The organism is Acinetobacter sp. B-6 (assembly GCF_056930735.1).
In genome coordinates, this window is the sequence record NZ_JBXPBY010000011.1 from 1 (window position 1) to 22,335 (window position 22,335).

Annotated in this window: 22 protein-coding genes and 4 tRNA genes; 5 read left to right on the forward strand and 21 right to left on the reverse strand. The window is 39.1% G+C overall.

All coding sequences use genetic code 11. From position 1 onward, the window contains the following. Positions 1 to 144 precede the first annotated feature (144 nt). From AC1Z3T_RS13965 to AC1Z3T_RS14050, 18 genes are all read right to left on the reverse strand, one after another. Positions 145 to 219: transfer RNA gene (locus AC1Z3T_RS13965), tRNA-Thr, on the reverse strand. A gap of 12 nt (positions 220 to 231) precedes the next feature. Then, positions 232 to 307, reverse strand: a tRNA-Gly gene (locus tag AC1Z3T_RS13970). A gap of 34 nt (positions 308 to 341) precedes the next feature. Further along, positions 342 to 425: transfer RNA gene (locus AC1Z3T_RS13975), tRNA-Tyr, on the reverse strand. Positions 426 to 479: 54 nt separating this feature from the next. Beyond that, positions 480 to 555: transfer RNA gene (locus AC1Z3T_RS13980), tRNA-Thr, on the reverse strand. A 98-nt stretch (positions 556 to 653) separates the two neighbouring features. Then, positions 654 to 2,147 (reverse strand): anthranilate synthase component I, encoded by a 1,494-nt coding sequence (gene trpE, locus AC1Z3T_RS13985; protein ID WP_419320189.1) that lies wholly within the window; start codon positions 2,145 to 2,147, stop codon positions 654 to 656. A gap of 129 nt (positions 2,148 to 2,276) precedes the next feature. Continuing rightward, complete coding sequence (locus AC1Z3T_RS13990) at positions 2,277 to 2,945, reverse strand: HAD-IA family hydrolase (protein ID WP_151825157.1); 669 nt, start codon at positions 2,943 to 2,945, stop codon at positions 2,277 to 2,279. A gap of 128 nt (positions 2,946 to 3,073) precedes the next feature. Then, positions 3,074 to 3,808, reverse strand: coding sequence for an FHA domain-containing protein (locus AC1Z3T_RS13995; protein ID WP_199958121.1), 735 nt, complete (start codon positions 3,806 to 3,808; stop codon positions 3,074 to 3,076). 173 nt (positions 3,809 to 3,981) lie between these two features. Beyond that, complete coding sequence (gene gspD, locus AC1Z3T_RS14000; protein WP_009585512.1) at positions 3,982 to 6,231, reverse strand: type II secretion system secretin GspD; 2,250 nt, start codon at positions 6,229 to 6,231, stop codon at positions 3,982 to 3,984. 41 nt (positions 6,232 to 6,272) lie between these two features. Continuing rightward, positions 6,273 to 7,124 (reverse strand): type II secretion system protein N, encoded by an 852-nt coding sequence (locus AC1Z3T_RS14005; RefSeq protein ID WP_004826224.1) that lies wholly within the window; start codon positions 7,122 to 7,124, stop codon positions 6,273 to 6,275. Beyond that, complete coding sequence (gene gspN / locus AC1Z3T_RS14010) at positions 7,124 to 7,867, reverse strand: type II secretion system protein N (RefSeq protein ID WP_151751164.1); 744 nt, start codon at positions 7,865 to 7,867, stop codon at positions 7,124 to 7,126. Before gspN ends, AC1Z3T_RS14005 begins: the two co-directional genes overlap by 1 nt. A 163-nt stretch (positions 7,868 to 8,030) precedes the next feature. After that, positions 8,031 to 8,357, reverse strand: a complete 327-nt coding sequence (locus AC1Z3T_RS14015; RefSeq protein WP_004826222.1) for an H-NS histone family protein — start codon at positions 8,355 to 8,357, stop codon at positions 8,031 to 8,033. A gap of 226 nt (positions 8,358 to 8,583) precedes the next feature. Further along, entirely contained in the window at positions 8,584 to 9,021 is a 438-nt protein-coding gene (locus AC1Z3T_RS14020) for an acyl-CoA thioesterase (protein ID WP_004826221.1), read from the reverse strand. A gap of 9 nt (positions 9,022 to 9,030) precedes the next feature. After that, a complete protein-coding gene (locus AC1Z3T_RS14025; RefSeq protein WP_151797506.1) occupies positions 9,031 to 10,224 on the reverse strand; it encodes a YfgM family protein in 1,194 nt (397 codons plus the stop codon). Between the two features lies 1 nt (position 10,225). After that, a complete protein-coding gene (locus AC1Z3T_RS14030) occupies positions 10,226 to 11,059 on the reverse strand; it encodes a hypothetical protein (RefSeq protein ID WP_005035263.1) in 834 nt (277 codons plus the stop codon). Beyond that, entirely contained in the window at positions 11,056 to 11,838 is a 783-nt protein-coding gene (locus AC1Z3T_RS14035) for a uroporphyrinogen-III synthase (protein ID WP_005035260.1), read from the reverse strand. The genes AC1Z3T_RS14030 and AC1Z3T_RS14035 overlap by 4 nt, the downstream gene beginning before the upstream one ends. A gap of 10 nt (positions 11,839 to 11,848) precedes the next feature. Then, a complete protein-coding gene (hemC, locus tag AC1Z3T_RS14040; protein WP_026040287.1) occupies positions 11,849 to 12,775 on the reverse strand; it encodes a hydroxymethylbilane synthase in 927 nt (308 codons plus the stop codon). A 96-nt stretch (positions 12,776 to 12,871) separates the two neighbouring features. Further along, positions 12,872 to 13,609: a LytR/AlgR family response regulator transcription factor gene (locus AC1Z3T_RS14045; protein ID WP_004826215.1), complete on the reverse strand. Its 738-nt coding sequence runs from the start codon at positions 13,607 to 13,609 to the stop codon at positions 12,872 to 12,874. Positions 13,610 to 13,661: 52 nt separating this feature from the next. Further along, positions 13,662 to 14,822 carry a sensor histidine kinase gene (locus AC1Z3T_RS14050; protein ID WP_026040288.1) on the reverse strand — a complete coding sequence of 387 codons (1,161 nt, stop codon included), beginning with the start codon at positions 14,820 to 14,822 and terminating at the stop codon, positions 13,662 to 13,664. Here AC1Z3T_RS14050 and argH point away from each other — a divergent pair. Beyond that, positions 14,813 to 16,243 carry an argininosuccinate lyase gene (gene argH / locus AC1Z3T_RS14055; RefSeq protein WP_171496256.1) on the forward strand — a complete coding sequence of 477 codons (1,431 nt, stop codon included), beginning with the start codon at positions 14,813 to 14,815 and terminating at the stop codon, positions 16,241 to 16,243. The two genes, AC1Z3T_RS14050 and argH, sit on opposite strands and share 10 nt — an antisense overlap. A gap of 11 nt (positions 16,244 to 16,254) precedes the next feature. Then, positions 16,255 to 16,524 carry an oxidative damage protection protein gene (locus AC1Z3T_RS14060; protein WP_004826212.1) on the forward strand — a complete coding sequence of 90 codons (270 nt, stop codon included), beginning with the start codon at positions 16,255 to 16,257 and terminating at the stop codon, positions 16,522 to 16,524. A gap of 654 nt (positions 16,525 to 17,178) precedes the next feature. Here the strand turns inward: AC1Z3T_RS14060 and AC1Z3T_RS14065 are convergent. Beyond that, positions 17,179 to 17,817 carry a sterol desaturase family protein gene (locus tag AC1Z3T_RS14065; protein WP_151962105.1) on the reverse strand — a complete coding sequence of 213 codons (639 nt, stop codon included), beginning with the start codon at positions 17,815 to 17,817 and terminating at the stop codon, positions 17,179 to 17,181. Positions 17,818 to 18,033: 216 nt separating this feature from the next. Here AC1Z3T_RS14065 and AC1Z3T_RS14070 point away from each other — a divergent pair, with 216 nt between their 5' ends. Both AC1Z3T_RS14070 and aqpZ read left to right on the forward strand, forming a co-directional pair. Then, a complete protein-coding gene (locus tag AC1Z3T_RS14070; RefSeq protein ID WP_419345613.1) occupies positions 18,034 to 19,038 on the forward strand; it encodes an AraC family transcriptional regulator in 1,005 nt (334 codons plus the stop codon). Positions 19,039 to 19,321: 283 nt separating this feature from the next. Further along, the gene (gene aqpZ / locus AC1Z3T_RS14075) at positions 19,322 to 20,014 is read left to right on the forward strand and encodes an aquaporin Z (RefSeq protein ID WP_483396698.1); all 693 of its coding nucleotides are present in this window, start codon (positions 19,322 to 19,324) and stop codon (positions 20,012 to 20,014) included. A 115-nt stretch (positions 20,015 to 20,129) separates the two neighbouring features. Here aqpZ and AC1Z3T_RS14080 read toward each other — a convergent pair whose 3' ends face one another. Together AC1Z3T_RS14080 and AC1Z3T_RS14085 are read right to left on the reverse strand one after the other, a co-directional pair. Next, entirely contained in the window at positions 20,130 to 20,375 is a 246-nt protein-coding gene (locus tag AC1Z3T_RS14080) for a hypothetical protein (RefSeq protein WP_005035250.1), read from the reverse strand. A 191-nt stretch (positions 20,376 to 20,566) separates the two neighbouring features. Further along, on the reverse strand, positions 20,567 to 21,613 hold the full coding sequence (locus AC1Z3T_RS14085) for a DNA/RNA non-specific endonuclease (RefSeq protein ID WP_483396699.1): 1,047 nt from the start codon (positions 21,611 to 21,613) through the stop codon (positions 20,567 to 20,569). Positions 21,614 to 21,949: 336 nt separating this feature from the next. Between AC1Z3T_RS14085 and AC1Z3T_RS14090 the strand changes: the two genes are divergently transcribed. Then, positions 21,950 to 22,297 (forward strand): hypothetical protein, encoded by a 348-nt coding sequence (locus AC1Z3T_RS14090; protein WP_373350663.1) that lies wholly within the window; start codon positions 21,950 to 21,952, stop codon positions 22,295 to 22,297. Positions 22,298 to 22,335: the final 38 nt, after the last annotated feature.

Below are 22,335 nucleotides of genomic sequence, written 5' to 3' on the forward strand. Positions count from 1 at the left end.
TTGCTCTTCCTCGTTTATGTCGAACACGAGTTAAACAACTCAGCATCGACAATCGTCTAAAAAACTAGACACCTAATACTTGAAAAGCAGACTAATAAGCCTGCTTTTTAAAAACTGGTGTAGAATAATCTACTAAATTGTATCTGGAGCTCTTATCGAGATTTGAACTCGAGACCTCTCCCTTACCAAGGGAGTGCTCTACCACTGAGCTATAAGAGCAATCATCTTCGATGGAGCGGGAGACGAGGGTCGAACTCGCGACATGTAGCTTGGAAGGCTACCGCTCTACCAACTGAGCTACTCCCGCTTAATGTTGGTAATTAACCACTTATCGAAGTTAATGGTGGTGAGAGAAGGATTCGAACCTTCGAAACTTTCGTGGCAGAGTTACAGTCTGCTCCCTTTGACCGCTCGGGAATCTCACCATTTACACTTACTTTCAGTGCCGTTCCTCTACATTATAACACAAAACTTTAAGATGGTGCCGGCACACGGATTCGAACTGTGGACCTACTGATTACAAGTCAGTTGCTCTACCAACTGAGCTATGCCGGCGTTTCTTAGTGTTTCGTACGTTTCGTATCGGAACGGTGTGCAGTTTAGCAAAACTCAGAATCCTTGCAAGTGTTTTTTTTAAAAAAAACCTCAAAAACTCATAAAATCAATCCGTTTGATGATAATTCAACCGCTTTGATCACTGCGCGAGCTTTTATTTGGGTTTCATTCCACTCTGATTCAGGATTTGAGTCCACAACAAGCCCCGCTCCAGCCTGTACATAGACTTTATTTTCACGAATTACACAGGTTCTAATCGCAATCGACATGTCCATTTCACCATGCCAGCCTAAATAACCAACAGCGCCACCAAAAATACCACGCTTTACTGGTTCAACTTCGTCAATAATTTCCATCGCGCGAATTTTTGGCGCACCAGAAAGTGTCCCGGCTGGGAAAGTTGCTTTAAAAACATCCAAAGCGTCAACATCATCCAACACTTCACCCTGCACATTGGAAACAATATGCATGACATGTGAGTAACGCTCGATCACCATTTGATCAGTCACTTGCACTTTACCGATTTTTGAAACACGTCCAATATCGTTACGCCCCAAATCAATCAGCATTAGATGTTCTGCAATTTCTTTTTCATCAGAAAGCAAATCTTTTTCCAGTGCCAAATCTTCTTCTTTGGTTTTTCCACGAGGGCGTGTTCCCGCAAGTGGTCGTACAGTCGCAATACCATTTTCAAGGCGGGAAAGAATCTCTGGTGACGAACCTACAATATGAAATGGTTTTTGGTCAGCAATGGTCTGTCCTTGTACTAGGAATAAATAAGGAGAAGGATTCAAATGACGTAAGGCACGATAAACCTGTAATGGATCACCATCGAAATCCGAGACCATTCGATGCCCAGGTACAACCTGCATCACATCTCCAGCACGAATATACGCTTTGACTTTTTCAATCGACTCTAGAAAACGGTCATGCCCAGTTAAAGATTCAAAATGTGGTGCTGTATGTTTTTTTGCAACCAAACTGATCGGCGTTGCCAATATGGCTTCCAAAGCATCGAGTTGTTGTTGTGCCTTGTTATAAGCTTGTAGATCATTAACATCTGCATGTACGATCAAAAACAAAGTGTCTTTTAAGTTATCAAACACCACCACTGTCTTTGACAGCATCATCCATAAATCAGGTAACCCAACAGGGTCAGCTTCAGGCACATTGCTTAAGCGTGGTTCAATATAACGTACTGCATCATAACCAAAATACCCAACCAAGCCGCCTGTAAAATTTGGCAACGCAGGTAAATCTTGTTGCGTAGGCACTTTAAACTGTGCCTGAAAGTCACGAATATATTGAAATGGATCAGTACATGTCTGTGTCTCAACTCGCCCATCTGGAAATTTAACTGTAAGTTGTCCAGCATTGCAGGAAAATACAGTTGACTCACCCAGACCAATAATCGAGTAACGTGCCCAGTTTTCGCCCCCCTCGACAGATTCAAATAAATATGCCTGTTGGTGCTGTTGTAACCGTGCAAATACTGACAATGGCGTATCCGTATCTGCTAAACGTTGGCGATAAACAGGAATCAGGTTATATCCCGCCGATTTTAATTGTTCAAATTGCGCTAAAGTTGTCATGAGGAATTCTCTCTATTTTCGATATTACTAAGTATTGGTTTGCATACAGCTCACTTAGTGACGCCATCGAAAAGTACCTTTTCCATTCATTCCTCTTTCCTTTTCTCACAACAATTTCAAATATAGGGGTTAAGCCAAAAGCTCTGTTAAATTGTCGACCACCTGTTGCGGTTGACAAAGATGAATATCTTCACCGTGATTATAGCCATAGCTGACCACAATACAATCAACCTCTGCACGGCGTGCAGCTTCTACATCATTACTTGAGTCACCAATCATCAATGTTTTATCGACTGAAGATTGGTATGTTTCCACACAATACAACAATGGTTTTGGGTGTGGTTTTCGTACTTCAAAACGATCTCCACCAATCACATCAATAAAATAGTGATCCATTTTTAATTCTTCTAAAATTTTTCTGGCAGGCTGTTCAGGTTTATTGGTCACACAAATCAGCTTCTTGTTATTTTGCATTCCCCAATCTAAAAACGCTAAAATCCCAGAGAATGGCTGAGTATCTACACATGGTTCGGCATTGTAAATTTCCAAAAATGTATCAAGCAACTGCTGATGCAATACGGGATCAACCTCGCCTTTTAAATATTTTAAAGTACTTTCACAAAATAATGATGTGCCTTTGCCAATCCAAACGCGGACTTGTTGCTCAGTGACTAAAGGAAGATTTAAACGTGCCAAACTCAGATTCATAGCACGATATAAATCAAATGCTGAATCAACCAATGTTCCATCCAAATCAAATAAAATAAGTTCACGTTGGTCTAGCTTTGCCACATTCATGCTGTACACCTAAAATAATTTTTTAAAACTTATCGCACTAAAAATAAAATCCAACTTTAGTCTTTGTATAGACTTTACATAAAACAAAGGCATGCGATTGCATGCCTTGAGTGTATCGCATTCACAGATTATTTAAACAACAGCCATGCAATAATTGCCAAAATGATTAAGACAACCACCGTCATCAAGCCAACTTTGGCATTTTTCTGAGTTTCTATCTCTTTTTCAACGCGTGCTTCTGGCGCTTTAACTTGTTCAATGTCAGGTTTTATTGGCGTATGAATGTCAACACCATCAGGAATTGGAGCTGGCTTAGGTACAGCTACGCCTGATGGCATTCCTTCACGAGTGATTTGTACATTGCTATCTCGTGCCGAAAGCTCTGGCATGCCCTGTTCACTCATTTTTTCTGCCGCACTCGGTTCAACTGATACAGCTGTATCAAGTTCTGCGGTTGCAATAGCCTCAGCAGGTTGTGAAACTGATGGCTCAACTTGTGCAATCTCTGGTTCAGCATCTGCAATGATAGAGGTAGGCTCTACGATCGATTGATCAGCCACTTCAACTGCTTTTACAGGTGCAAGTACATTGAATTTAATGCTGGCAAATTGAACAATATCGCCATCCATCAACATTTTATCTTGATCGATGCGTATATCGTTCACAAAAGTTCCGTTTGATGACTTTAAGTCCTTTACCCATAATGCATCGTCTTTCAATAAAAATGCGGCATGGCGACGTGAGATTTCCGCAGACTGCAATAAAAGATCCGCATCTTGATGGCGACCCACCAACATGTCACGATCAATCGTCACTTCCTGCCCTTCTAGCTCACCCGAAATTGCTTGTAATTTCCAAGTCATCGTCATTCTCTCATTCCAATTTACATTTATCTTAACACGACATATCTAGAGTTCTAAATCAACTTAAAACCATACTTTAGCTCATGAATCAAACAAGCCATTGCAACAAATTAACTGTAAATCTTAAACATTCAATCAAACAGCTGATTTAATTTTAACACTCAAAATATCCGCTACTGCTTACGGATATCATTTGGTTCCTCTGCTACAGGGGTTGTAACCGCATTGCTTTTGTTTGGATTTGTTGCTACACCACCTGCGGGTACTTTCTGATATTGACTGGATGGCTGTGCCGTCGGCTGTGGTTGAATCAGTTTAGGCTGAGTATTTGGTGACGAGGTAATAGGCAAACGCTGTTGGAATACATCATCAACATTGGCAGGCAGTTTGGCAAAATTCCCATCTTTATCCATCGCCAATTGCAAGCTGTATAGCTGGTCATAACGCTGTTGGGATAAACGACGTATTTCTGTATCGCCACCCACAATTGTTGGATGAATAAACACTAAAAGATTACGTTTAACATTTGACTTTGCATCTGATCTAAATAAACGTCCCAAACCAGGAATATCTCCTAAGAATGGCACAGATTGACGACCAAGAACCGTATCATCAGAAATCAGCCCACCCAATACGACTGTTTGTCCATGATCAGCTGTTACTGTTGTTTTGATAGAGCGTTTACTGGTGACTAAGTCCTGAGCTTGTCCTTTACTAGATTTAACACCTGAAACCTCTTGCTCTACCTCCAAACGAATTGTCCCCCCTTCCCCAATATGCGGAACAACTTTTAAAGTCACCCCAACATCTTTACGTTCGATCGAAGTATAGGGATTTACTGTTCCGCCGGTACCTGTAGATACAGACCCTGTTACAAAAGGTACATTTTCACCCACAACGATATAGGCTTCTTCATTGTCCATGGTCAGAATAGACGGTGTAGAGAGCAGATTTGATTTCGTTCGCTCTTTTAAAGCCTGAATCACTGCACCATAGAGCTTACGAGAACCATCAGCACCTTCTTTATAATCGCCTAAAATAAGTGAAGTTCCGGGTTTAACTGCATTACCCAAACCTGCTGCACCACCAGATAAATAACCCGCAGCTAGTGCCGCCAAACTACTGCCGATATTATCAAAATTAATCAGCCCCACACCACTGCTGATATCACCCATTGCCCATTGCACACCCAATTGATCTGCATCATTGCCCTGAATTTCTATAATGGTTGCTTCAATCAACACTTGTTGACGGCGTACATCCAATTGCTGGATGGCGGCTTCTATTTCTCGCATCAATTGTGGTTCGGCTTTGACCACTAAGGCATTTTGCGCCCCATCTGCAATGATACTGACACCATTGGCATTAAAGCTGGTGACATTGTTTTGATTATTGTTATTGGAATTGCTATTTAAATTAATCCCCGGCGTTGAAATACTGCTACTGCCTGAACTGGAATTTGAAGAAGAGTTATTACTGTTATTGTTTAAATTACTGCTATTACTAGAATTATTATTGGTCGAAGAATTATTTGAATTTGAATTGACTGCTTGCCCAGTGACTAAGCCTTGTAAAATTTCAGAGAGATTTTTTGCACTGGCGTATTTGAGTTTAAATACTTTTAGTCCACCTAAACGATCTGCTGATGGCACATCAAGCATTTCAATCATATTACGAATACGTTTGCGTGTACCTGTATCGCCTTTAATTAAAATACGGTTGGTACGTACATCTGCAATAATACGTACCCGTGCCCCTGCGAAATCTTTTGATGCGCCAGTCGCACTCATTGCATCCAATTGTTTAATGATTTCTTCAGCCTGACTTTGCTGCAAAGGTACAGCTTCAATATCATTTTGTCCTGTACCATCCAAATTACGAATGATGGTTTCAAGTTGATAAATATTTGCCGCTCGATCTGAAACAATTAACGCATTGGTGCCTTGTATGGCTGCCAAATGAGCAAATTGAGGCATTAACGGTCTAAGTGCAGGAATTAAATCATTTGGATTAGTATTTTCTAACCAAATTACCCGTGTGACCACCTGATCACCGCGTGCATTGTTGCGTGGATCATAAGGAACACCAGAGTTTTTAACATTACTGTCAGGCACTAAACGTATGGTATTGCCTGATGGAATCGCCACTACACCATTGACATTGAGCACACCTAAAAATAGGTCATAAACTTCGTTTTTATTGAGGGGTTTGTTTGAAATAACAGTTACATTGCCACGTACGCGCGGATCAACAGCAAAGTTTTTACCCGTAATATCTGCAACTTCATTGATAAAAGCCGTGAGATCAGCATCGCGTAAGTTAATCTTCCACGTCTGAGCATATGTTGCTGTACTAACTGCAACCATCATGGGTGCTGCTGCAACGATAGCCCAGAGTGGTCGATTGTGAGTCAAAAAAGCCATAACTTATTATCTATCCTAATTTTATTTGTAGTCCTAGCCACTTACAAACTTTGCTGAATGGTCATCACCTGATCACCACGCTTAATTTCAATTTTTACTTTTCCTTCACGCTTTGCTTGTTCTAGCAGTTGAACATCACTCTGTCCTTGACCGACTGACTGCCCATTGAGTGAAAGAATGCGATCCCCAGACCGAAGTCCTAATTTATTTCGAAGTGCTGCGGGGGTTTGTTCTGTCACCTCATAGCCTTGTCCGCTATTGGTGTTCACCCCCATGTTCTTTAGATATTGTTCTCGATTTTCATTCATTCGATCAATTGCCTGCCCCAACGCATTCTGACTGGTATTTTGTGGTGGCGGTACAGCTTGATCTGGATTACTGGTTGGTGTTGCCATATTCGAATCTGCAGGCTGCCCAGGTAACGGCTGATATAAATTATCCAAACCGGTAAAACGTAACTCTTTACTATTATTGCCACCTTGGCTTAAAACGATATGATCCCAATATACTTCTGACAACTGATAACTGGTGCCTTCTATGGTTTCACCAACCACATAACGATCTGCCGTTTCCTTTACTTTAATCACAGCCGATGAAAAGCGTGCAGGATAACTCACCACAACACCCTGCAATACCATTGGAATGCTGTCATCTGCTGTTGCGCTTGAACCCACTTCATTAAACAAGGAAAAACTTGAAATATTAGGAACTTGTGCTTGTTGCGAGCCTAGACTCACTTGTTCAGGTTGCATCACTTGAGGTGGTGCGACCACCCACCAAAAAATAGAGGCTAATTTCCAACACAATGCCAAAATCAATATAAATAAGGCAACAGGTGCGAGATGTTCTGCTTTTTTCCAAGAAATGTTTTCAAACTGTTCTTTTATATTCATTAGAAACCACCTTGAATCAGTGGTTGTCTTGAACTGATCACAAATGTATCCAGTCCAGCTTTTCCATCATAAGATGGAACATTGAGTAACATTCTTTGGGTCAATTGTACATCCAACATCATACTTGGATCTAAACTAATATTCGCCATTTTTTGACTGCGTTGATCTTGAATATCAAAAATCAGTTTACCCGCTTCATCTTTTAGCTGTGCATTTAAAGAAGGGATATTCATTTGATCTTGCCGTTGACCAAAAGTATAGCGAAGTTCACCACCAGCCCAATGCAGCTGACCATCAACATCACTAAATCCAGCATCTTTTTTAAAACGAAGGCTCATGTCCGAAATCTGTATGGCATTTGCAGGCCATTGCCAGTTGGCGATATTTTTCAATGTTTCAGGAGCAATCTGACCTTGCATTTGATTAACAATAATTTTTTTACCCAAGCCATAGCCCACAACCCCATTAAGTTGCGTTTGTCCACTATGAACTTCAACATTTGCCCCAACACGCAATAAGATTAAATCCCAAGGACGCGTACGCCATGAAACTGACCCACGTAAATTACCTTTATGCCAATCCGCTTGCCCTTGCCAAATATTGCCACTGATATTGTGTAAGGTTTGATTATTTTTATAAAATTTAGCAATTAACCATGTTGCAGGAACTTGTAAAAGTACAAAAATTAAAAAAGCGACAACTCCAGTAATCCACCAGGTCATCTGTTTTGATTTTTTATTCATCCAGCTTTACCATCATTGATTTATTCTTCCATGCAAGATGATGCCCTCTTGTTTATACATTATGCATAATTTTTTCATATCGCCAATTCACTCGTATAAAAAAACCAAGCAGTTTTGCTTGGTTCTTTTATTTTATCGTCATTGAATGACACTTAGATGAAGATTAGATCAAGAAATCTTCTAATTTAGCGCCTTTTTCAATTTCAGCAACCAACCAGCGAGGTTGCTTACCACGACCCGTCCAAGTTTCAGCCGTGTTTTTCTTATTGCGGTAGCGTGGCTCAACAGCTTTACGTGTTGTCTTTTTACGTTTTTGAGCACCATACTCAATAAACTGCTCTAGGCTTAAACCCGCAGATTCTGCAATTTCAACAATCTTATTATAAGCATCTTCGATCGCTTGATCTTTTTTACTTTCAATTAAAGCTTCAGCTTCAGCTGTTAACTTTCTTAACTCTTCAACAGATAAATTACTAATATCAGGCATCATTAACACTCCACATTAAACTTCGCAAATATATTTAAAATAAATTCACAGCAATAGTATTTTTATTTATACCAATTGGCAATACATATATTCCCCAATAAATACATAAAACAACAAAAAATGATTATAACACGCCAAAAATGTTTATTTATCCCAGTCAAAATAAACATACAACAAAAAGTAATTTTTGATACACGTTTTAAATATAATGATGATAACTGTAGCGTTTTTATAAATTCAGCAAATTGTTTTGAACTGTTGCTTCGAGATCAATTATAACTTTTCTTAAATTTTCAGGTATTAATGCTTTTTTCATAGAATCTTTATCTACAAATACGATGACCGCTTCACCATCGGCAACAATCTCCTGTTGCTGTTCACTGAATAATACATAATGCATGCGTATTGCACTATTGCGCATTTCCGCTATACCTGCACCAATATGTAGCACATCTGGATAAAATACTGGTTTTAAATATTTACATTGACTTGAAGCAACCACAGTTAAAACATCTTGTTCAAATACATTTAAACGATCAAAATATGCAATACGCGCACTTTCTATATAACGATAATACTGCACATTATTCACATGACCAAAAGCATCCATATCTCCCCAAGCGACCTTTTGTTCATAAACGATAGGGAATTGTGCCAATAGATTCATAATGTATTCTCAAATTTTAAACTGAATGTAGTTGCTGTCTTTTTCAAAAATTGAATTCAATTGCTGAATTAATTCATCATTGCCATTTAGAGTGGCTTTAATCCGTAAATAATTCATCAAAATATCATTTGGATATAATGCTAAGAGCTGATCCGCTTCTGTTTCACGTTGTGTCGCCGTATATATATGCCACTTTGCAAAACTAAATACAGGAATATTTATATACTTACTTTCCAGATGAATAATCTGTTGTTCCAGATATTCATAATCTGGATTTTGCCGAAGCAACTGTTGTTGAAACCATAAGTAGAAAACATCCTGATCGAATTTCTCATCCAGCAATTGAATGGCAAGTTGTTGCTGTTGCTGTGCCAGCTCAGGTAGACGAGTAATTAACTTCAACCATAATACTTTGGTGTCATAGGGCATTTGATCAAGTAAAGGTGCGATTTCAAAAAACTTGTGCTGTAATAACTCCAAGTCCTCAAATTGCGCTTGATCATAGCAACCTAAAAGCTGAATCAACCATTGTTGTTTGGTCGCGACTTCCAACTGTCCAAATTGGCTTGAATGTAAATAGTGCCAAGGTGACTGGATTGCAAACTGTCCCCATAATTTTTGTACTGATAATTTATAACTTTCTGAAAGTTGACTGAGCCATGGCGACAACTCATGACCATTTAAAAACTCTAAATGAGTTAAAGCTTGCTGACTGTCATGCTGCGCTAAATAAATTTCGATACGGAGAATTTCGGCCAATTCAAATGCTGAGGGTGGGCTATTTTCCAAAGCTTGCAAAGCTGCTGCATAATCACCTTGCTTGAACAATATTCGGGATTGAATAATCGCTTTTAATAAACCCGATTGATCAAAAATATTTTGAATAACCTGTTCTTGCTCATCTTCACCATCTAATAACCATAACACGCCCAATTGCTCAAAGGGATGCAAATCACTAAAGTTTAAAACCTGTTCTAATTTTCTTTTTTCTCGGCGTAAGTAACGGTTTAAGGCATACCACATCACATGCATAAGAAAGCTGATGATAACGCCTAAAAATAACAACACCCATAAGTTCGTCTGGATTTGAATATTATGCCAAAGCACATAAACATAACCTGCCCCTGCGGTATAACTGAGTACACTTAAAATCGCAAAAATAATCAGGCTAATAAAGGCATAGATCAAGAAAATATGTTTCATCTCACAACCCCAACACTGCCAAGCTATTCAGCTTAGGAACAGGAGATTGTGAGCTCTGTTTAATTTTTAATAATTGTTGTTTGATGTTCTGACTCGCAGCATCAGGCAACAGTTCAAGCTGTTGAATCGCCTGATTCAGCATGGCTTTATATTCAACATTTTGACCTTTAACTAGAAGTTGTTGAGCGAGCAAGAGTCTCAATTGAGTTTCTTTTAAAATAAAGCGGCGATTGCTCAATTCTGGTGTATCCGCACTAAGTACATCGACCTTGAACCATTTCTCCCAAAAGTGGGCACTCTGACTGGTATTTAATTTGAGTTGATTATTTTTCAGTTCTGCAGTCAAACTTTGATCAACTTGTTTGATTAAGCTATCCAACTGATCTTGCTGTGCATTTCTTTCAATCACAAACTGTTGGATATTCTGCATATCTTGAGCAATGCTTTGATGCAGACTTTGCTTGACTGCCTCTGCCAATGCGTATTGATCTAAAGATTGGTTAATTTGGGTTAAATGCTCCAGCGCGTAGACAAATTGCTGTTGTTGTATCGCAAACTGAACCAACTCGAGTTGCTGTTTAATCAACACACTTGGGTTGATTCCCGTACTGGGTTCTTTGAGTACAGGAGGTTGCTTGCTTGTTTCTTGACTCGGTTCATCCGCTTGTCTTTTTACTGCCACCAATTGATCGTTCAAACTGGCATTTTTTTGTTCACTTTTATGAAGTGTTTGTTGAATCTCATCCAACTGTTGTGAAACATGATAGAAGTCATAACTCAACTTAATGAGCCATCCTAGAGCGATCAACAATAAGATATAAATAAACTTCTTCATAATTTCCTTTGCAACTGCACAATGCTATGTAGAATTGCTTTTGGTTCTAGCGTTAAAATTTGAGTGATATTAAAACATTTTTGAGTCGTATTTTTATCATGCATTAATAATTGATACAAACGCTCACCCAAAACTAAATAATGACAGGCATCAACCAAATGAGGATGCTTTTCTGTCAACGCCAACCAATTTCGCCAGCTTGCTTCACTACTGATACAAGTCCAGTAAGGCGGCTCAAATTGATTTATTTGATTGAGCAAAGCAGAAAACTGTATTTGGGTTTCTGGTGGGCATAAACGCTCGTATAAAACAAAGTTTAAAACATCAATATGACGTTCTTGGCACTGTTGCATCATAAATTGGCGACCACCTTTACCGCGCCAAAATGCAATTTTCTGAATATTCTCTATGCTGTTAAATATCGGTAAACTCAGCATACCTTCGGAGCTTTCCACTTCGGGTACATGACTTGCTATCCCAAACTCAGCCAAGCATTGAGCCGTTTTTTTTCCAACAGCAATCCATTGAATATGTTGAATTTGTGCAAGTGAGAGTCCTGACTGTTGTAGATATTGCATCCCAATCTGCACAGCCATCGGGCTGACTACGACGATACACTGTGTTGTTAAAAGTTTTGAATACAGTGTAGCTAAAGTACTGTCATATGGACGGGGCTTTAACGCTAATAAAGGCAAATCAACCACAGTAAAACCTGATTGACGCAAGCATGCTGTTAAAGGCTCAGCTCGGTCAATCGGACGTGTATTGATAAACAGCATCGCAATCCAATTACTGTGTTTGATACAGTGCTTTAAGTAAATCCCCAGCACCAAGTTGCAATAAATCTTGTGCGAGTTTTACACCCAACTGCTCTGCTTGTTCGGCAGTACCACTGACCTTGCTACACAGCAATGTCTGACCGTCAGTACTTCCAACACGACCTTCTAAAGACAATACTTGATTGTCCAGTGTTGCAAAGCCTGCAATTGGTACCTGACATCCACCCTCAAGATAAGCATTGAAGGCGCGTTCAGCACGCACACACGCATTGGTTTCATTGTGCATCAAAGGCAGAATCAGATTTAAAGTTTCAGGGTCATTAGAACGACACTCTAAACCTAATGCACCTTGTCCCACAGCAGGCAAGCTGAGTTCTGGTGCGAGACTATGACGGATACGTTGTGCAAGCCCTAAACGCTTTAACCCAGCACTGGCGAGAATAATCGCATCATACTGACCTGCATCAAGCTTAGACAAGCGTGTACCCACATTGCCTCGTAAATCAATCACATCCAAATCAGGACGCTGTTTCAGAATTTGACATTTACGGCGTAGACTGGAAGTACCAAGTTTGGCACCTTGAGGTAAATCTTCAAACTTTGCATAATGATTTGAAACAAAGGCGTCAAATGGATCTTCACGCTCACAGATCACCGCCAGCTCTAAACCTTCAGGCAATTGCATAGGGACATCTTTCATAGAATGTACAGCTAAATCTGCACGTCCATCCATCAATGCTGCTTCAAGTTCTTTGACAAATAAACCCTTTCCACCAATCTTAGCCAAGGGCGTGTCTAAAATTTTGTCACCTTGAGTGACAAAAGTCACCAACTCTACTTTGATATGCGGATGCAATTGTTCTAAACGATCACGAATATGTTCTGCCTGCCACAATGCAAGCGGGCTTTGTCGAGTTGCGATTTTCAAGGTTTTCATCATTTCAGTTTTGCCAAACTTTTAAACACTCTAAACTTACCCTGCAATCTTAAAAATGCAAGTAAATTATCAAAATGATTTATCTTTCACACAAAACTATAAATTCTGCATGCGTTCCCTAAGCAATGGTAAATGTCGACGACTCACCGCCAGACGCTCCTCAAGCTCACGGCATCGCGCTTGATACTGTCCTGAAGCAACCATTTCCAGACCATCCAAATAATCCAAAGAAATGAGTGCATTACGGTGTATTCGTATAAAACGATCTGAAAATTCAGTTTCCAAATCCTTTAAGGTTTCATCAATCAAAACGCTCCCATTTTTATGGCGAACGGTGACATATTTTTGATCTGCTAAAAAATAATAAATATTTTCAACAGGGATCAGTTCCAAACCTCGATAGGTTTTTGCAGCAATTTGCTGCCTTTGCACTTTTTCTTCCATGAGTTCTTTTTTTTCTATCTGAGTTAATTGAGCTTGCGTCAGTTTAGTCACATTCCCTAAAACTGTTTCCAATTCATCCTTGGCAATTGGCTTTAACAAATATCCTTTTGCTTGAGATTGAATCGCCTGTAAAGCGTGCTCATCAAACGCTGTACAAAATACGATTGCAGGCATCGGGTTAAAATGCGCCAAATGTTGCGCACAACTTAAGCCATCCATTTCTGGCATCTGAATATCCAGCAACACGACGTCAGGCTCAAACTGTTGAACCATCTCCAATGCTTGCTTTCCATGTTGTGCTGTGGCAATAACCTGATGCCCAAGTTGCGACACCAACCGTGATAAGCGTTCCACTGCAAGCGGTTCATCATCACAAATCAGGATGTCCATTGCTCCTCCTTACCCAAATACCTACATTATTTATTTTTAATACATGTCCCAATCATCTATTTTTATACTGATATTGAATGACCATTGTAAATAATCCATTCCCTGCATAATTCCGAAAATAAACAGAATCGCCAAAATGTGCTTTTAAACGCTGTTTTACATTTTCTAAAGCAATTCCATGCCCTTGTCTCACTTTTATTCTATCTTGTAAAAATGGGTTGGTAATGACTATATTGACTTGATTTTGCAATATTTCAACCAGTATCCCAATCTTGGCATCTTTCATTTGGTTTTCGACCCCATAAAAAATACTGTTTTCAATTAAGGGTTGCAGGGTTAATAATGGAATTTGCACATATTCCAATAATCCTGGCTGTGGAATATTCCACTCGACATTTAAACGCTCGCCCAAACGGATTTGTTCAATGGCAATATATTGTTTCGATAATTGTATTTCTTCTTTTAAGGTCACCAATTTTAATTCTTGAAAGCTTGCTCTAAACAATTTTGACAAGTCAATCAGCATTTGTTCTGCTTTATCTGGATCAATTGCAATTAAACTCACCACACTGTTTAAACTATTAAATAGAAAATGAGGATGAATTCGCGCCTGCATGGCTTGAACCCGTGCATTTAATTCACTGTGTTGTTGTAAAACGGCTTGCTCACGAATATACATATAACGCAAACAAAATGCACCGAGTAATATCCCATAACTTAAATGCAAAATAAGATTATGACTGATATCGCTTGTCGAAATATTTTGTAAAGAAAAATGAACAGCCCAATAATGCACAATATTCAGCACCAAAGTTGTGCACATGACGATGACCTGTAAAAGTATAAAGCTGAAAATCATCACCGACAAATAAGTATATTGCGCTAACCTTTTGGCAAATAGATCTTGAAAGGCAGCAAATGCCAATAATATCCAGTTAATATATAAAATATATTCTAAAACATGCCAAACATTTAAATTACTCCACGACTGTGCTTCTGCCAGTGCCAATAAAAAAGCCAATACATTACTGGAAATAAATAATTCCAATAAATACTGACGATGCCCCATTTTGCTAAAAAAATACGAAGGCTGAAAATGCGAAGTAGATTTTCTTGATGAATGATTGTGCTTTACTTCGGCAAGTGAGGCTGAATTTGTTATACTGCGTTTAGTTCTACTGCTTTTTTTCCTACTGAGCCGATATGACCACATCTTCTAATTCCTCTAATCCGTCACAAGCCCAAACTTCAGGCATGTGGGGCGGTCGTTTCTCTGAAGCTACTGATGCCTTTGTTGCTGAATTTACTGCTTCTGTCCAGTTTGACCAACGCTTTTATAAACAAGATATTGCTGGCTCTATTGCACATGCAACTATGTTAGCAAAAGTTGGGGTGCTTACAGAACAAGAACGTGATGACATTATCAATGGTTTGAATACAATTAAAACTGAAATTGAAGCAGGTCAATTCGAATGGCGCATCGATCTTGAAGATGTGCATATGAATATCGAATCTCGCTTGACTCAGCGTATTGGTATCACAGGCAAAAAGCTACACACCGGGCGTAGCCGTAATGACCAAGTTGCGACAGATATTCGTCTCTATGTTCGCGATGAAATTGACGCAGTTTTAAAATTACTGGAAAAACTACAAAAAGGTATTCTTCGCTTAGCCAGCAACAATACCCAAACCATCATGCCTGGGTTTACTCATTTACAAACTGCACAGCCTGTGACTTTTGGTCATCATTTAATGGCTTGGTTTGAAATGTTGGTACGTGACTCTGAGCGTCTGATTGACTGTCGTAAACGTGTTAACCGTATGCCTTTGGGTTCAGCGGCATTGGCGGGTACGACCTATCCGATCGATCGTGCGTTCACTGCGGAATTATTAGGTTTTGAAGCAGTTGCTGAAAACTCGCTAGATGCGGTATCAGACCGTGACTTTGCCATTGAATTCAACGCAGCTGCTTCACTAATCATGATGCATTTATCACGTATGTCAGAAGAATTGATTCTTTGGACGTCTGCACAATTTAAATTTGTGAATATTCCAGACCGTTTCTGTACTGGTTCTTCGATCATGCCACAGAAGAAAAACCCAGATGTTCCAGAATTGGTTCGTGGTAAAACTGGTCGTGTCTATGGCGATCTTATGAGCCTGTTAACCTTGATGAAAGGTCAACCTTTGGCATATAACAAAGACAATCAAGAAGACAAAGAACCATTATTTGATGCGATTGATACCATCCGTGGTTCATTGATGGCTTTCGCAGACATGATTCCTGCACTGGTACCGAATGTTGATGTAATGCGTGAAGCAGCACTTCGTGGCTTCTCTACCGCAACAGATTTGGCAGATTATCTGGTTAAAAATGGAGTCGCTTTCCGTGATGCCCATGAAATCGTAGGTAAGGCAGTTGCATTGGGTGTTCAGGAATCTAAAGACCTTTCCGAATTAACGCTTGAACAATTACAGCAGTTCTCTGATTTAATTCAGGCAGATGTATTTGAAAAAGCATTGACATTAGAAGCTTCAGTGAATGCCCGTAACCATATTGGTGGGACTGCACCTGCTCAAGTGGCAGCGGCGATTGAACGCGCTCATACACGTTTAGAAAAACTTTATGCATAAGGAGTTTTGATATGACTCGACAAGTATTTTGCCGTAAATATCAAAAAGAGTTAGAAGGTTTAGACTTTGCACCTTTCCCAGGCGCCAAAGGACAGGAATTATTTGATACTGTGTCTAAACAAGCTTGGCAAGAATGGTTAAAGCATCAAACCACATTGATTAATGAAAAACGTTTAAATGTATTTGAAGCGGATGCTAAGAAGTTTTTAGAAGAACAACGTGAAAAATTCTTCAATAATGATGAATCGTTGGAAAAAGCTGAAGGGCTTAAACCAGAGTAGTATTCAAAGATCTATACATTGGTCATTTGAAAGCAAACTGTGTATTGTGCTTCATAAAGAAATCCCCTGATGGGGATTTTTTTATAGTCTATTGATGCTCAAAAGAACAAAGCACTTAAAACATTGCCAGAATCTAATCGCATTTCTCGAAATAAGGTTAAATTAATATACGTTCAACTTAACGCTATTCGTTCAAATATTTTATATAGCGCTTAGGTTGTAGAAAGATTCTGTTTTTCCCTATAGCAATTTGACCAACATCTACCAATTTGACCAGCATCGCTATCGCATTTTGCAGCATGGATGCCATAGATTAAGCTGTTCTAGCTTAGCTCTGATTTGATACTCATCAAACCCCATTACCTACGCTGATCGTGCCATGTGAGAAGTGCGATTTTTGTTTTTGCAGACATAAAAAAAGGAGTCTTGGAGACTCCTATAAACTTCAGAAACGACAGCTATTTGCATTCTGAAACATATCTTGATGCTAGCCAGTATAATCATGAAAACATGTTATACATTGACCAAACATACATATTTTGTGACAAATCACGACAATCGAACTGATAATTCGCGCTTTCAGATCAATGGAGACAAGAATAGCGCTCCAAACCAATCAGATGAGTCAAAGCTAAACTTTAACAAAACACAAGATCAGGCGACTGAATCTACACGGTTCGCCGAATGTTCTTCAATCACTTGTGGCTTTTTCTCAACCCATTTTGCAGGAAAATACTTTTCAACGGTTGTTGAAACCCAGTGTGCAATGGGCTGAGGTAGCGTGATTCCCAACGGATTTTGCTCTTGTAAATCTGCGGATGAGATCACCCGCGTTCCCATCAGATAGTCAAACCACGGCTTGGTCACACACCAGTTTGCATCTTGATTTGCATTCATATGATGGTCATAGTGCCAAGGAATTTTCTTCATCGCCCATGTTGGCTCTAAATGTGCACGGCGGTGAATATAATAATAATTACATGCACTATATAAAGACGCAGCCACCATGCCTTTTGAAATCGGATAAAAAATTAAACTTGCAGCACCTGCAACCACTGCCAATGAAACAATTTCATTTTTGGTGCGCCAATTCGATATACCTTGCACATAACCATCATCATGAAAATCCTGCTTACGGACTTCGCGGTGATGTTCCCAATGCGATTTCATACTTCTTGGAACAGGGCTAAAACGTGGCTTTCCAGGACGGTGCTGACCATGCAAAATATAATTATGTGCAATCCACTCAAAGCCGTTCGCAAAGACCAATCCAACTAAAAAGCCTTTTAACATGTTTTTTCTCCTCTGCTTATTTTTTAATATAAAACTGTGCTGAAAAAAGATATTGACATGGAAAAGTATTTTCATTGACAAATCACGACATGAACACTATAGAAAATCTATCACCAACCCCATAAAATGCGACTTGTTTGCTGGATTTAAACTCGCTTAAAATAGCACCAAGTTTGATCTTACATGATGTAAATCGCACAACAACAAGATGTGTCAATGATGCTATTAAAGGATTATGCAGGCTCCGTTTATGGAGGGCTTGGGCAATTACTCTATACCTTTAGCGAAGCTAGAGGCTTAAACATTTCACCCAAGTTACAACAGGTTCAAAATCTTGAACGCTTTGACTATACCGTTTGGCGTGAAATTTTGGATGAGATACAGTCACAAGTACAAAGCCCTGCTTTAGGGCTAGAAATCGCACCTTATGTACAACCGAAGCATATAGGGATTATTGCCTATATTGCACAGTCCTGTGACAGTTTAGGAGAAGCCCTCAGCCGCTATCATGATTTTCATCGTTTAATTTATGATGGTAGCCCACTTAAAGTCGAATATTATGATGAACAACATATTTCGGTGGGTTGGGCAAATCTACCGGCTCACTTCACCACTCAAATCACGGATGAAATCGCGATTGCTGTGATGATTCAATTTTTACGTTTATTTGTTTCTGACAATATTCAACTTTCTCAAGTCAATTTTATTCACCAAGTACCCAAAAATAGCATGGCATATGAAAGCTTTTTCAATTGTCCAGTAAAGTTCCAACAACCAAAAGTTGAGATGATCTTCCCTATTTCTGCTTTAACCATTCCGGTTAAACAAAGTGACCAAACCTTACAAAAGTTGCTGATGCAACAAGCACAAGCTCTACTGGACAGCTTGCCGAATACCACCCAATTAGATGAGCGCTTACAACAAAGTATTTTATTGGGGCTACAAAAAAATAATTATCAAATTAAGGAAGTTGCCAAGCAGCTCAATATGTCTACACGCCAATTACAACGTCATTTACAAAGTCAAAATACCACCTATCAACAACGTGTCCAAGATGTTCGGCAACTACTCGCCTTTCAATATTTGCAGGATCGCTATTTAGGACTACATGAAATTGCTTTGCTTTTGAGCTACTCCGAACAAAGTGCCTTTCAACGTGCTTTTAAACAATGGACTGGGCTCACACCGCAACAATGGCGACTTCAAAATCGAAATACTTAAACATCATCGTGCCTGATTTAAATGATAAATATTTATTAAATTTCCTCTATTAATGCTTTATTTAGATCATATTTTTGGCAAATCTTTGCGGTTTTTTCCACAATTAAATCAGAACATTAAGTGATAGTATTATCAATAAATTATATTTGTGATTCAATTTTCATATTTTTAAACTATGATAATGATGCTGAAAATATAAAGTTGTACCTCATCGAAAGATTATCAACTATTTAAAAAATAGCGACATAACCCATTCCGTTCAAAAAAATAAATAGGAATCAATATGAATAAATATCTTGCAGAATTTATCGGAACTTTTTGGCTGGTCTTTGGAGGATGTGGTAGCGCGGTACTTGCTGCTGCTTTCCCAGAATTAGGCATAGGTTTTGCTGGTGTAGCACTGGCATTCGGTCTTACAGTACTTACTGGTGCTTATGCACTCGGTCATATTTCAGGTGGACACTTCAATCCAGCAGTCAGTGTTGGTTTATGGGTGGGTGGTCGTTTTGATGCCAAAGACCTCGTTCCATATATCATTGCTCAAGTCGTCGGCGGTATTCTCGCGGCTTTTATCTTATATTTAATTGTTCAAGGACAGGCTGGGTTCGCTGGAACAGGTGGCTTTGCAACCAACGGTTATGGAGATTTGTCTCCTGGAAAATATTCTTTGGTTTCAGCATTGATCATTGAAATTGTTTTAACCGCAGTATTCTTAATCGTAATTTTAGGTGCAACGGATAAACACGCACCAGCAGGCTTTGCACCGATTGCGATTGGTTTGGCGCTAACCCTAATCCATTTAATCAGTATTCCTGTAACCAACACTTCCGTCAATCCAGCACGCAGTACCGCGGTCGCTTTATTTGCAGAAACCGCTGCATTGAGCCAACTGTGGTTATTCTGGGTTGCGCCGATCGTGGGCGCTGTAATTGGTGCAATTATTTATAAAGTCGTTGGAAATGAAGCACGCAATTAAATGCTGCGGTTTAAACCACACACATTGATCTTTAATTCAGTCTGTTAAATTTTAAAAAACCTGCTGAAGCAGGTTTTTTATCTCAATCTTTAAATAGAAATTAAATCAATAGCGCTTAAAGAAACGGATTTTCTATTTCACCTTCATTTTGACGAACAATCTGCGCGGGCAGATCACTTTGCTTCTCCAAAGTTGCCACAATGTCATTCAAATAACTTTGTAAAACTTTAGCAGCTTTTAAGCCTGCTTGATCCTTAGTAATCTGCAAGTTGCCATAGACATTGATACAATCCAGTTGATTTTCTAAGGTCAAATCATGAATTGCATGCGATTCCGTATCATTTTCAAAAGCTTTAAACATTTTAATTTTCTCTATTTTTAACGTTATAAACAAAAAACCTGCTTGTATATACTCTTTTAAGCACCATCATACCCAGCCTCTTGCAAAGCGAGTAGCCACTTTCAATATCCATATGATTTAGCTTTGATCATCATTTTTTGCTGGATTAAACAACTCTAGTATAGATAGATTCTCCTCTAATACGGCTTTAATTATTTCAAAATTTGTAAAATATAATGCAACAAAGCTTCAGCCAATTGTTTTACCAAAGCATCTTTGGTTTCTTCATCTACTTTAGGCAACTCAATATTGCTGGTCGATGTAGAACGACTGGCAGGCTGGAATTGTTTTTGTACCGTGGTAATCTGATCCTGTGGCACAGCTTCAGCACACTGACTTTCTGCATCCCAATGAGAATATTCAATTTCCTTATTGGCTTTTACTTGATTGGCATTTAAAGGCAATTTATAGGTATTACGCTTTTGTTCCTCGGTGAGCTGTGGAAATAAGTTTATCCCTAGCTGTTCTTCCAAATAACACACACTGACCACTTTGACCTGCAATGAATTATTATTAGGTGCGTAATAAGCACCAATAATGCCATGTTTAGGCAAATAGATCGCTTTAAAGACAGCGGTTGGAACAATCACACCACGACCAATGGTTTTAAGTTTTTTGCCGCTAAATAATGGTCCCGTAACCACATAAACATCTTTCTTTTGTTTGGTCACAATCGCACGTGTTGCTTCTTCTAACTCTCGCCAGACTTGCTGATTATTTTTTGGCGCTTGGGGCACCATATTTGCCAAAGAAAAGCTATCAAACTGAGAGGCTTTGGTCGACATATCGGCATTGGGCGACATATGTCCACGGTCATAACCAGAACCACGATAATCAGACAATAATGCTCGATGCTGACTGCTGATTCGCTCCTCTTCATGGAAGCTGTCTTCACGTTTAATCTTTTGGCTTAACCGTTGTGGTGATAAATACTCCGCTGTCCATAGTGGTGTTTTGGAAACGCCCGAATACATCACATTAAAGCTATTGAAACACAAAGGATAACTGTTCTTTTTTAAACTGTCTTTCATCAAGATCGGCGGTTGATCTCGATAGAACTGATTTAAGCATTCAGAATTAAGAGAACTGCCTTGAGTAAAAGGCAATAACTGCAAAATTTTTTCTTGACCAAATGCAATCGCAAAGCTTCCAGTAGCCACAAGACCCAACACCAATTTAACTACTGAATTTTTCAACAAAAATCATCCTAAGCCACATAACAGACAAGATATTCAGAACCAATCCATACTTGGTTTTGAATTCAATAAAACAGCTTAACAAGCTAAGGCAACGAAAGATATTATGTGAATATTCAACTGAATAAAGCTTCTACAATTTTTACCTATTCAAACAATTTTTTAAATTTCTCAAGTATTGATTGCTTGCAAAAAAATTAAGAAATTAAATTACTTCCATGGTATGACTTGCTGCTGTCATCGAAATTATGGCATGTTAAAGTCAGATCTTCGACAGCTTTACGACACAATTTGTCGCAGGGTTTATATTCATCCATCATGTTTATGGAATAACAGACAGTGCAAATATTCCGACGATTCAAACTTCAAGCAAAATATGGAATGATACTGCTCTGTGCTTTGCTCAATTGCGCTGCTTTTGCTGCTTCACCAACCGCTAAGCAAAGTATTGAAAATCAGTCCAAACTGACAATAAAACCTCATTTACAGAATAAAAGCCAACACCACCAGCACTTAAAAACCACAGTGCCCCCAATTAAACCTGCTCCACGCATATTGGAAACCATCCCGAAAGATCCGAACTCAACTGAACCACGCCGAATTATCGATATTGCCCCACCTCCTCAACATCAAGACCTCTCGCAACGTCCATCGTCCGCACCAACATCAACGCAAGCCAATGATTGAAATAAAAAAAGCCAGAATGATTTCTAGCTTTTCATATT